The organism is Pseudoalteromonas sp. PS1M3 (assembly GCF_016865405.1).
Taxonomy (GTDB): Bacteria; Pseudomonadota; Gammaproteobacteria; order Enterobacterales; family Alteromonadaceae; genus Pseudoalteromonas; species Pseudoalteromonas marina.
Genome location: NZ_AP022624.1, coordinates 2,973,524 through 2,984,896, shown reverse-complemented (window position 1 = coordinate 2,984,896; position 11,373 = coordinate 2,973,524). Strand labels below are relative to the sequence as shown.

The following is an 11,373-nucleotide window of genomic DNA, read 5'->3' as shown; positions in this document are numbered from 1 at the left end:
CTGCAATTGCAGGCCGTTTTTGTTTGTAGAGCCCAATTTTTACCATTTTATTGTTATGTGTTAAGCAATTAATTTTAGCATTGACTCTATTTCAGCGTACAGTTGTTCGCTATTGTCTCGTCTGTGTCACAAAATAACGCTATAATAGTGTCATAGTGCGTAATGACATGCGCACCGCACACAATTGATTTGGAGAACGAGTTTGTTAGCTGTAATACGTGTTTTTATTATGTTTATGTTTATATTGTTGAGTTGTATTTTTGGTTTGTTACTTTCATTAGTCAGGCCTTTTCACCCAAATAATGTTCACATAATTGCAGGCTGGTTTGGTTCTATGGCCAAAATGATCGGTGTTAAATTAGTGCTGACGCGCCATCAAGATGCTGAGAATATTGGCCCTGCAGTGTACATTGCAAATCATCAAAATAGTTATGATTTATTTACAGTACCAGCAATGGTACCAAAAAACTGTGTAAGTCTTGGTAAAAAGAGCCTAAAGTGGATCCCATTTTTTGGTCAACTTTATTGGCTGTCAGGCAATATTTTAATAGATAGAGCAAATCGTTCAAAAGCGGCTGGTACTATTTCAAAAGCAGCTGAAAAAATTAAGAAAAATGGGCTATCTATATGGGTATTCGCAGAAGGTACACGAAGCTATGGGCGCGGTTTATTACCTTTTAAAACAGGTGCTTTTCATACCGCGATGAGTGCGGACGTGCCAGTGGTTCCCGTGTGTATGAATACAACGCATAAAACCATTAAGCTAAATCGTTGGGATAATGGTACAATTTACATCGAAATGTTAGCGCCTATATCACTTGATAAAAGTATAAGTGCGCGAGAGCACGCTCAAAACGTACATACTGTTATGGCTGCTAAAATAAACGAATTAGATGCTCAAGTGAGAGAGAAATAATGGAAAACTGGCGCGAAATAAGTGAAGACATCGTAAGTTCACTACTTGAAGATGGATCAGATCCTGAAATACTTTATGAAGTAGAACACCACTTTGTGTGTGAAGACTTCCCTAAACTAGAGCAAGCCGCATTGGCTGCTTTTAAATTAGGCTACGATGTTGAAGAGCCAGCAGAGCTTGAGCTTGAAGAAGGCAGCAAAATTTGGAGCTTCGACATAGTAGTAGAAGCTGAGCTAGACGTAGACGTCATTATGGAAGACGTTGATAAACTAGCAGCACTTGCTGTTGAATGCGACGTTGAGTACGACGGTTGGGGCACTTACTTTCAAGAGTAATTAGCGATTCAAGTATAAAAATTAAAAAAGGCGAGCATTTAACAATGCGCGCCTTTTTAGTTTTTAATTGATGGCTATATCAGGTTTATATCAATACTTGATAAACTTGAAGGGCTAAACCAGGGAGGCACTGGTTTAAACTTAGGTATTTAGAATAACAAAATATTTGCCCTGTCATCGACATGATTTTTCAGCCTCCAGATAGATCACTTAATACTATTAGAGCCACTTTTTATTTTTAAAATACACACCAATACCACCAGTAAGTATCACTAAAAAAACAATAAACAGCGTAAATGCATAGGGGTTGTCTGTACCAGGAATTCCCCCAACGTTTACCCCAAGCAAACCTGTCAAAAAGCCTAGCGGTAAAAACAAGGCAGCCACTACCGACATCACATACATACGTTGGTTTAACTGCTCAGAAACATGGTTAGTAACTGTTTGTTGAATAATTTGTGCACGCTCTATTGAGCTGTCTAATTCTTCAAGGTAGCGAATAAGTAAGTTAGTGGTTTCGTTTAGCTTTGCCTTATCGTCATCTAAAAGCCACTCATAATGACCGTTTACCATTGTAGTGAGCGCCTCTTTTTGAGGCTTTAAATAACGTTTTAGCGCAATAGTTTGGCGGCGTAACTGCGATAGCGCTTGGTTGTCAAAGCGCTTACTTGGCTCGTCTATTTCTTCTTCAAAGCCATCAAGTGTCTCATCTAAAGAGTCAATAACACTTTGCATACGTGAAGTCAGCTTTTGTGTAATAGCACACACAAGCTCTGATATAGAGCACGGGCCTTTATTGTCTTTTAACGAGTTAAGTACATCGTCAATAGATAAAAGGCGACGCTTACGAGAAGTGATGACTATATTTTCGTTAATAAATAAACGTACCGACACCATGTCCTCGGGGCTTTGCGCTGGGTTTAAGTTTACACCGCGCAAAAACAGCATGTGTCCATTTGCAGACTGCGTGATACGTGGGCGTGTTTCATCCGCCGTAAATGACTCTAGCTCATAATCGGTTAAAAGCTCACAGTGTTTGAGCCAGTTGACTACGTCGGTTTGGCTGTAATCCATATGGACCCATAATTTACCTTGCTCAGGTTGCCAGTTGTGAAGATCTTCGCTGCTTTGTATAGCGCGAGCACCGCCTTTTTCATCAAGCACTAGGGCGTGAAGCAAACCGTTAATCATAATAATGTCTCATAATAGTGTAATTTTAATACTATAAACTATAGTGTATCTAACTGACCAAAACATATTTACTTTTAATAAGTTAAGGCACTTTTTAAATTATTGGTCTAGTTTAAATGCTGTTTAATTATATTGCAGCAAGACGTGCATTGTGAGACTAATAGGCATTAAAGATCAATCAAATTGATTCATCAGTAAGATAAATTTATTTTGTTGGTCTTTTTATTTCTATAGCGTATAAACCTCTTTTTTACAAAGGGCACATTTATGACGACAAAAATAACAATAGGTTGGCGTGAGTGGTTAAGTTTACCTGAGCTTGGTATTGAGCGGATCAAGGCTAAAGTTGACACTGGTGCGCGTACTTCATGTATTCATGCTATTAACATTGAAGAATACGAAGTTGATGGCGAAAAGTGGGTTAAATTTATAGCTCAACCATTACAAGATGACGAAGAAACTCAAATTACTTGTAATGCTAAAGTGAAAAAAATGAAATACGTAACCAGCTCCAGTGGTGAAAAGCAATTGCGTTATTTTATAGAAACAACATTACACGCGGGTGAACATAGCTGGCCTATTGAAGTCACCCTCACAAGCCGCGCAACCATGAAGTTTAGAATGTTGCTAGGTCGAACAGCCATGGAGAATCGTGTCGTTGTTGACACGGCATTATCTCATTTACTATAAAAAGTATTGGGCTTATGCTGCAAAAAAGCAGCCATTAAGCACTAATGCTGTAAAATTTAGTTAAGGTTTTAACTATGAAAATCGGTATTTTATCTCGTAACAGAAAGTTATATTCAACACGTCGTTTAATCGAGGCTGCAGAGGCTCGTGGGCACGAAGTGAAAGTGATAGACGCACTTCGCTCGTACATGAATATAAACTCTGAACAGCCTGAAATTCACTATCGCGGTGAAAACTTAAAAGATTTTGATGCCATTGTGCCGCGTATTGGCGCATCGGTAACATTTTATGGCTGTGCCGTTTTACGCCAGTTTGAAATGATGGGGGTATACCCCGTAAACGAATCTGTGGCTATTTCTCGTTCACGCGATAAATTACGTTCGTTACAGTTATTATCACGCAAGGGTGTAGGCATGCCTGTAACGGGGTTTGCGAGCAAGCCTGATGACGTGAAAGATTTACTCGAAATGGTTGGCGGTGCACCGGTTGTGATTAAATTACTAGAGGGCACACAAGGTATTGGTGTTGTACTTGCTGAAACGCGCAAAGCTGCTGAAAGTGTAATCGAAGCTTTCATGGGCTTAAAAGCCAATATTATGGTTCAGGAATACATTAAAGAAGCGGGTGGTGCGGATATTCGCTGTTTTGTGTTAGGCGATAAAGTAATTGCAGCGATGAAGCGCCAAGCGCAAGAAGGTGAGTTCCGTTCAAACCTTCACCGTGGTGGTAGCGCTACACTAGTTCGCATTACGCCTGAAGAGCGTAAAACCGCGGTTGCTGCAGCAAAAGCAATGGGTTTAAATGTAGCGGGTGTAGATTTACTTCGCTCATCTCGTGGGCCTTTAGTGATGGAGGTTAACTCATCACCAGGTCTTGAAGGTATTGAAATAGCAACAGGTAAAGATATTGCAGGTATGGTGATTGATTTCATCGAAAAAAATGCCTCAATCAAAGGAACCGCAACTCGTGGCAAAGGTTAAAATTAACCGTCCTTTCGCTTTATTAGGTGAAAGTATTGGTGTTGGTGAACGCAAAACGTTAGCTTTAGAGGCTGCAAAGCTTTACACCCACTCACCTCTTAACATACCTATAGAGGTTGTTAATGGCGTAATGGAAGGCCCTGTACTTATGGTATGTGCCGCTATCCATGGCGATGAGCTAAATGGGGTAGAAGTTGTTCGTCAATTACTTGCTAAAATAGATCCAAACCAGCTACGTGGCACGCTTATCGCTGTGCCAATTGTGAATGTGTTTGGTTTTATTCATAAATCGCGCTATTTACCCGACCGTCGCGATATGAACCGCAGTTTCCCTGGTTCTGAAAGAGGGTCGTTAGCGGGTCGTATGGCGTATATGTTTTTCAATCAAGTTGCAGTGCATTGCACGCATATTATTGATTTACATACGGGGGCTATTCACCGAACAAACTTGCCACAAATACGTGCAAATTTGGCGGATGAGGCTACTGCGCAGATGGCCAAAGCCTTTGGTACACCGGCGGTGATTGATGCCTCGCTACGCAATGGCTCACTAAGAAGTGAAGCGGCTAATTTAGGCATACCGGTTATTACTTATGAAGCGGGTGAAGCACTGCGTTTTGACCCAATTGCAATAGCCGCCGGCGTGCAAGGGGTTGACTATGTAATGCGCCATTTAAAAATGATGCGCGGCAAACGCCCTAAAAAACTACCAGAGCCTGTCATTGCAAGCTCGACAAGCTGGGTGCGAGCTGAAGTAGATGGCATTGTGCGTGCTCAAGTATCGCTGGGTGAGCGTGTTACAAAAGGGCAAATACTGGCTTTTATAAGTAGCCCGCTTGGTGACTCTGAACTTGAGTTACTAGCACCACGAAGTGGTATTGTAATTGGTCAGCAAACTATGCCATTGGTTAATGAAGGTGATGCAGTTTTTCATATTGCTTATTTTGCTCATGCTAATAGCTTGGTTGAGCAGCAATTAGAAACATTTATTGATGAAATAAATGATTTGGACGAAGAACTAAAAACTGCAGAGTTAAATAACTAATCCTTTAGTAGCTATTAAAAAGCCGTTTTAGTTATTTAAACGGCTTTTTTTATGCAAAATTTATGATTTTTTAGGGCCTATAATCCGCTTAATTACCGGCGTTTTTGATGGTTTAGGCTCTGCGTTTAAAACCAAAACAGGGCGCGTAACAAATAAATTATTAGGGTAAATGACGCGGTGCCCATCAATATGTTCAAGTACAACATTCATTAAGCCCATTTCGACAATTCGCCCTTCAATATGGTTTGCGCCATCAACAATGCGTACCCAAAAGCCAACACGGCAGTCGTTCTGAATAAACATTAATAAAAACGCGGTCAGGTTACTTAATAATGACCATGCTGCAAATAGCGCGACACCTAACATTGCAAAGAGTGACGAGCCCAGAACCAGTAGCCCTCGTAGTTCAATACCCCAAAATACTAACACTAAACACAACATGACAAAGGCGAGAATAATTTTAAGCAGTAACTCTGCGCGGTATTTACGGTGCAAATCTACTTTACCTTTAATGGCTTGCTCAAGTAACTTTTTAGTTAGCTTTAAAAGCACTGGAAACAGTAACAAGGCAATAATGGTGACTATGAGTTTATATTGATTGGTGAGTAATTCTAAAACATCTAAAAATTCCAAAATAGCGCCTTTTGCAGTTATGTAACAATTAAAAGTAGTAAATAAAGCAACGTGTCAGATGAGTCTTAACTAGCTTAAAGGCCTTAGTTTAGCGTGTTATTTTGGTGCTAAGTAGCTATTTAAAAAGATTTTTTACACTGACAAGCCACTGTACAGAGTCGACATCGTCGGCGCTATCTATGGGGGCGGCTATATCAAGGTGGATCATAGTTCCTGCATTTGCTCTACTTGGTGCCAGGCGCAAACCAACGCCTACATTTTTGAGTACATGATTATTTTCACCATTTGTTTGGTCATTAAACCATGCTCTACCAATATCTATAAAGCCTGCGCCACCTACTTTAAATAGTTGTAGCAAATCGTACTCCCAGTAGTAGCGTTTTTCTAGGCTCACTAAAAAGCTACGGTCGCCATGTTGATAATCCATAGGGTAACCACGCAGGCCTGTCTCGCCACCTAAGGTAAGCTGTTGGTCGGCAGTTAGATTTTTTGCATATTGTACGCGACCTTTGACATACCAAGACTGATCAACACTCGTATTTAGATAATATTGTACTTGCGAGGTCGCTTTAAAATTTTCGAGTTGTTTTTGTTCTTTGTTCCAAAACCCCTCTAGGTTCGTGCTAAAACGCCAAAGCGTATTATCGCCAGAAAAATGCGCTGTTTTAACATTAAGCGAATACACCAAGCGGCTATCGTCATCACTTAATGACTCATCTGAGTAACCGAGTAATGCTTGTGCATTCCAACCTAGGTTTAAATCTTCAGTGCGATAAATGCTGTCAAAATTACGCACCTTAATAAAATTATCCTCAAACCAATGGCCGCTAATATAAGGATAACTGTAGCTTCTATCTTTAGCTATGGGCTCAAACGTGGTTTGAATAGCAGTAAATGTATGCTGCTCATCTACATAACCTAAGCTAATTCGCTGGGTCCAGCTATTACTTAATGCTTTAGAATGACCAATAAAAATGCGATTGAGTTCGGTTGTTTGATCAAATTCACTAATTTCTTTACCACGCCGATATAAGGATTCTTCTCGCTGCTCTGAGTAGCTTAAAATACCGTAGCTGTAAGGTGTGTCTATGGCATAAAATGGATAAGTAAGCTCAAGTAAATGACGCTTACCATCGCTGTTATCGGCATACTCTATGCGACCACGATAGCGGCTAGAAAAAATATTAGGATCGTCGTAAACAAATAAATAACCGCTGCGGTCGCTGTCGGTTGTGCGAGAAAAAGACAACCTTTTACCCCAGCCAAACAAGTTTGATTCTCTAAAACCAATACTCGATTTATTTTCTCCACCGCTGCGGCTAAAGTTTATTTCTGGCAAGAGTGTCCATAAATCACGGGTAATTACTTTAACATCTATATCGCCATCACAGTTTTCTGTTGCGCTAATTTGTGCGTCGTATAGGTAGTTTTCTTTTCGCAGTAGACGCTCTGATTCAGAAAGCTTTTTAGCATCGTAAAGATCGCCAGAGTTAAAAAGCAGTAGGTTTTTAATTACCTCAGGCTCAGTTTGAATGTGTGCTCGGTTAGCAAACCTAAACAATGCGTTATTTTCTTCTTCCAGCGCAGTGTTAAATACATTGAGTTGTTCTAGCGTAATAGTGGCAATTTTTGCATCAGGCTTTGCGGCAACGAGTAGCGTTTCATCGCTGAGTTGGCGACGTAGTTTTTCTTCACTCAAATGTATTGATGACTCAAGAGGGCAGCTACCAATGTTTGAGGGAAATTGCTCAGCAAAGGCGCAAGGCATTAATATAAAAAGACAAAATAACCCAACACTATAGGGCGAAAAACACGTATTACTAACCATTAAGCCTCTTATCTACTGCGTAGCAAACGACTACCGTAATATCAGCTTACATCATTGTTATTTAATTGTAAGTAAAAAGCATGGGTGTTAACAAAATAATTAATTTAGCTTAAGTAATAGGCCAACGCGGCTAATAAATGTTCTGCTTCAGGCCCTTCGCCGTTAATCCAAATACTTTGACTGTAATGCTCGTAATTTAAATTAAACGTTTGTTGGCTATAAGAAAAACGCACCTGATGCCTATCGGCTCCCGCCGAATACTCGCTAATAGCGATATCGTCTGAATGTAGGAATAATGTACTCCACAGCTCAAAGTCTTCATCGTGTGGCGGCTCTGTTGGGGTAATGATGATGCATTGGTGCGTGTGGTCGTAATCTATTTTGCTCATAATTGGCTTATTGTGTGACTAAGTAGTTGCGAATTGCTGTTAAAAAAGCTTCGCCGTATTTGTTTAACTTGGTAAAACCAACGCCTGACACTTTTAAAAACTCACTGTCGGTCGTGGGCATTAGCTGCGCCATTTCGGCTAACGTTTTATCATTAAATACCACATACGGTGGCACATCGTCGGCATCTGCAAGTTCTTTACGTAATGAACGCAAGCGAGCAAATAGTTTTTTATCATAATTAAATTGCGCTAGCTTATCTTGATATACGTGTTTTGCTTGTAAGCGAGGTTCAGCTAATTGCAGCGCGTATTCGCTTTTTAATATAGCGCGGGCGGCTTCGGTTAAGCGCAAAGAGGCGCCTTGTGTTATATCTTGGCTTAGTAATCCTTGGTGGATTAATTGGCGTAAAATACTCAGCCAAAACTCACTGCTTCTGTCTTTACCTATGCCGTAAGTGCTCAACTGATGGTGGTTGTTATCGCGAATACGACTCGTGTTGGCGCCACGTAATAGCTCTACAATGTATCCTAAACCAAATCGCTGTTCAGCTCTGTATACACACGAAAGCGCTTGTTGGGCAACAAGCGTACCGTCAAAGCTTTTTGGTGGGTTTAAGCAAATATCACAGTTACCACATTGCTCGCGTTGGTATTCACTAAAGTAGTTAAGTAGTATCTGACGGCGGCACGTTTGTGCCTCAGCAAAGCTTGCCATGGCATTAAAGCGCTGCTCTTCTACACGGCGACGTTGCTCGTCGTCAATATCTTCAAAAAAGCGCCTTACACGGCCTATATCGGCAGGATCAAAGTACATAATTGCTTCGGCGGCTAAGCCATCGCGTCCTGCTCTTCCTGTTTCTTGATAGTATGCTTCTATACTTTTGGGAATGTCGTAGTGCAAAACAAAACGTACATTGGGTTTATTAATCCCCATACCAAAAGCCACGGTTGCCACCACTATTTGAATATCGTCACGGGCAAAACCTGTTTGCACAAACTGGCGTTGTTCGTTGCTCATACCTGCATGGTAAGCGGCTGCATTAAGGCCTGCATCGGCAAGTTTTTCTGCTATGTCGTCAACACGCTTTCGGCTAGTGCAATAAATAATGCCACTTTGGTTTTTTTGTTCTTTTAAGTAGCGTAATAGTTGCACCATAGGTTTAAATTTTTCTTCTATGGTGTAACGAATGTTAGGTCTATCAAAGCTGCCAGTATGAATGTAAGGCTGCTGAAGTTTTAACTGTTCAACAATATCAAAGCGTGTGGCTTTATCGGCCGTCGCTGTAAGGGCCATCATGGGCACATGGGCAAAGCGTTGCTTAAGTTCGTTTAAGCGAAAATAATGCGGTCTAAAATCATGACCCCAATGCGACACACAATGCGCTTCATCGATCGCAAATAAGCTTATTTTTAAATGCGATAATCGCTCTAAAAAATCACGTTGTAATACTTTTTCGGGGGCTACATACAATAGTTTAATAAGCCCTTGATGAAGTTGCTGATAAACACGTTGTTGTTCTTCGCGAGCTAGGCTGTTATTAACATATGCCGCTTTTACACCCAAAGCTTGAAGTTGCGCGACTTGGTCTTGCATAAGTGAAATAAGTGGCGAGATAACAATGGTCACCCCTTCAAGAACTAACGCCGGAATTTGATAACACACAGATTTTCCGCCACCAGTGGGTAGCAAAACAAGTGTGTCCTGAGCATTTAAAGCGGCATCAATAACGGCTTTTTGGCCATCTCGAAACTCGCTGTAACCAAACACTTGCTTGAGGACAGTCTCGGGTTTTCGCACTAAGGTGCTTGAAGGTAGTGTAGATGTATTCATTGGCGGGTATTTTAGTGTTTTTTTTATAAGATGTCTTTAGCTTTACGCTCGTAGTTTTAAACAAGGTATGTTTTACTCGATGTACCTATTAATATCAGAGAATAATAATGAATAAAGAAATGTTAATTGAACAAATGGGAGCGCTATTCGTAAATGGTATGCCGTTTAATCAATTTTTAAATATATCGGTAGAATCACTTAGCCCAGAACAAGCTAAAATTACATTCCCGTGGCAGGATGTTTTTATAGGTAACCCAGCCCAAAAAATTCTTCATGGTGGGATTATTTCAGCGGTGCTCGATAACGTCGGTGGTATGCTCGCAGCGGCGAGTGTGATAGATAAGCTGACCGATTTAGATATGAACAGTGTACAAAAAAAATTAGCAACACTGGGCACTATTGATTTACGCACCGATTATTTGCGCCCAGGAAAAGGGGATGTGTTTACCGCCAGTGCCACGCTTATTCGTTCGGGTAATAAAGTGTGCGTGTGCCGAATGGAATTACATAATGAGCAATCTGTACAAATCGCTTTTGGCACGGGCACGTATTTAGTTGGATAAAACCTATTTGGCGAGTAAACTGGCGACCTTTTAAATCACTAAGTGTTTACTATGCCAATTGTTACCGAGCAGCGTAAAGGCGCAATATTTGCCTGTCTTGCTTTTGTTATGTGGGGTCTTGCTCCCATTTACTTCAAGTTAATACAACATGTGACTGCATTTGAAATATTAATGCATCGTGTTGTGTGGTCAGTCGTATTTTTAATTTTAGTGGTGAGTGTTCTAAAGTACTGGCGTAAAATTAAGCACATTATAATACAGCCCAAACTGATGCTAATGCTGGTTGTCACCTCGGGGCTACTTGGTTTTAACTGGGGATTATTTATATGGGCGATTAACAATAACCATATGCTCGATGCAAGTTTAGGCTATTACATAAATCCTCTGTTAAATGTTTTATTAGGCATGCTTTTTTTAGGTGAACGCCTCCGAAAATTTCAAGGTGTGGCTGTTGGGCTTGCGTTCTCGGGTGTGATATTACAGTTGGTGAGTTTTGGCTCGTTCCCTGTTGTTGCTTTTTCACTCGCGATATCGTTTGCACTTTATGGCCTGTTACGAAAAAAGCTTCCTGTTGAGGCGTTGCCGGGCATTTTGCTCGAGGCGTTAATATTACTACCAGTGGCGTTGGTTTATTGGTGGATGATGGCACCTTCTGCTACTTCAAGCCTGCCAAATAACGATTGGCTTACTAATTTACTTCTTATTAGTGCTGGTATTGTTACCACATTGCCGCTGCTTTGCTTTACAGGTGCCGCTAAGCGCTTGCAATATACAACCCTAGGCTTTTTTCAATATATAGGGCCTAGTTTAATGTTTATACTTGCTGTGGTGTTTTACGATGAGGTATTTGATACAGAAAGGCTTATTACCTTTGCATGTATTTGGAGTGCTCTGGCTATCTTTAGTTGGGATTCTTATCATCAATCACGTAAGCGTAAAAAAGCGGCCATTACAGCCGCCGAAGTTGCTTAA

The 11,373-nt window shown here is 40.8% G+C and carries 12 protein-coding genes; 7 read left to right on the top strand and 5 right to left on the bottom strand.

Annotated features, from left to right (window positions below; genetic code table 11):
• The first annotated feature begins 202 nt into the window (after positions 1-202).
• Together PS1M3_RS13940 and rraB are read left to right on the top strand one after the other, a co-directional pair.
• The gene (locus PS1M3_RS13940) at positions 203-916 is read left to right on the top strand and encodes a 1-acylglycerol-3-phosphate O-acyltransferase (RefSeq protein WP_203984992.1); all 714 of its coding nucleotides are present in this window, start codon (positions 203-205) and stop codon (positions 914-916) included.
• Entirely contained in the window at positions 916-1,251 is a 336-nt protein-coding gene (gene rraB, locus PS1M3_RS13935) for a ribonuclease E inhibitor RraB (protein ID WP_203984989.1), read from the top strand. Before PS1M3_RS13940 ends, rraB begins: the two co-directional genes overlap by 1 nt.
• Positions 1,252-1,470: 219 nt before the next feature.
• On the opposite strand, the gene PS1M3_RS13930 is transcribed toward rraB, so the two are convergent.
• On the bottom strand, positions 1,471-2,442 hold the full coding sequence (locus PS1M3_RS13930; protein WP_203984987.1) for a zinc transporter ZntB: 972 nt from the start codon (positions 2,440-2,442) through the stop codon (positions 1,471-1,473).
• A 267-nt stretch (positions 2,443-2,709) separates the two neighbouring features.
• Between PS1M3_RS13930 and PS1M3_RS13925 the strand changes: the two genes are divergently transcribed.
• The 3 genes from PS1M3_RS13925 to PS1M3_RS13915 all read left to right on the top strand — a co-directional run bounded on the left by PS1M3_RS13925 (position 2,710) and on the right by PS1M3_RS13915 (position 5,157).
• On the top strand, positions 2,710-3,132 hold the full coding sequence (locus tag PS1M3_RS13925) for an ATP-dependent zinc protease (protein ID WP_058552430.1): 423 nt from the start codon (positions 2,710-2,712) through the stop codon (positions 3,130-3,132).
• Between the two features lie 74 nt (positions 3,133-3,206).
• Entirely contained in the window at positions 3,207-4,112 is a 906-nt protein-coding gene (gene rimK, locus PS1M3_RS13920; RefSeq protein WP_006793168.1) for a 30S ribosomal protein S6--L-glutamate ligase, read from the top strand.
• Positions 4,099-5,157 carry a succinylglutamate desuccinylase/aspartoacylase family protein gene (locus PS1M3_RS13915; protein WP_203984985.1) on the top strand — a complete coding sequence of 353 codons (1,059 nt, stop codon included), beginning with the start codon at positions 4,099-4,101 and terminating at the stop codon, positions 5,155-5,157. The genes rimK and PS1M3_RS13915 overlap by 14 nt, the downstream gene beginning before the upstream one ends.
• Before the next feature lie 60 nt (positions 5,158-5,217).
• Here PS1M3_RS13915 and PS1M3_RS13910 read toward each other — a convergent pair whose 3' ends face one another.
• From PS1M3_RS13910 to recQ, 4 genes are all read right to left on the bottom strand, one after another.
• A complete protein-coding gene (locus PS1M3_RS13910) occupies positions 5,218-5,790 on the bottom strand; it encodes a mechanosensitive ion channel domain-containing protein (protein WP_203984983.1) in 573 nt (190 codons plus the stop codon).
• A gap of 115 nt (positions 5,791-5,905) precedes the next feature.
• Positions 5,906-7,558, bottom strand: a complete 1,653-nt coding sequence (locus PS1M3_RS13905; RefSeq protein WP_371816616.1) for a BamA/TamA family outer membrane protein — start codon at positions 7,556-7,558, stop codon at positions 5,906-5,908.
• Between the two features lie 164 nt (positions 7,559-7,722).
• Positions 7,723-8,007: a DUF3630 family protein gene (locus PS1M3_RS13900; RefSeq protein ID WP_138739873.1), complete on the bottom strand. Its 285-nt coding sequence runs from the start codon at positions 8,005-8,007 to the stop codon at positions 7,723-7,725.
• A gap of 7 nt (positions 8,008-8,014) precedes the next feature.
• The gene (recQ, locus tag PS1M3_RS13895) at positions 8,015-9,838 is read right to left on the bottom strand and encodes a DNA helicase RecQ (RefSeq protein WP_203984967.1); all 1,824 of its coding nucleotides are present in this window, start codon (positions 9,836-9,838) and stop codon (positions 8,015-8,017) included.
• A gap of 107 nt (positions 9,839-9,945) precedes the next feature.
• On the opposite strand from recQ, the gene PS1M3_RS13890 reads away from it, so the two are divergent.
• Positions 9,946-10,401 (top strand): thioesterase family protein, encoded by a 456-nt coding sequence (locus PS1M3_RS13890; RefSeq protein WP_171047556.1) that lies wholly within the window; start codon positions 9,946-9,948, stop codon positions 10,399-10,401.
• Between the two features lie 51 nt (positions 10,402-10,452).
• Positions 10,453-11,373, top strand: coding sequence for an EamA family transporter RarD (gene rarD / locus PS1M3_RS13885; protein WP_010556565.1), 921 nt, complete (start codon positions 10,453-10,455; stop codon positions 11,371-11,373).

Bases quoted from the DNA above. Each gene is read 5' to 3' on its own strand.
- recQ (WP_203984967.1), bottom strand. From the start codon at position 9,838: ATGAATACATCTACACTACCTTCAAGCACCTTAGTGCGAAAACCCGAG.
- PS1M3_RS13905 (WP_371816616.1), bottom strand. From the start codon at position 7,558: ATGCCTTGCGCCTTTGCTGAGCAATTTCCCTCAAACATTGGTAGCTGC.
- rraB (WP_203984989.1), top strand. From the start codon at position 916: ATGGAAAACTGGCGCGAAATAAGTGAAGACATCGTAAGTTCACTACTT.
- PS1M3_RS13925 (WP_058552430.1), top strand. From the start codon at position 2,710: ATGACGACAAAAATAACAATAGGTTGGCGTGAGTGGTTAAGTTTACCT.
- PS1M3_RS13890 (WP_171047556.1), top strand. From the start codon at position 9,946: ATGAATAAAGAAATGTTAATTGAACAAATGGGAGCGCTATTCGTAAAT.
- rimK (WP_006793168.1), top strand. From the start codon at position 3,207: ATGAAAATCGGTATTTTATCTCGTAACAGAAAGTTATATTCAACACGT.
- PS1M3_RS13900 (WP_138739873.1), bottom strand. From the start codon at position 8,007: ATGAGCAAAATAGATTACGACCACACGCACCAATGCATCATCATTACC.
- PS1M3_RS13930 (WP_203984987.1), bottom strand. From the start codon at position 2,442: ATGATTAACGGTTTGCTTCACGCCCTAGTGCTTGATGAAAAAGGCGGT.
- rarD (WP_010556565.1), top strand. From the start codon at position 10,453: ATGCCAATTGTTACCGAGCAGCGTAAAGGCGCAATATTTGCCTGTCTT.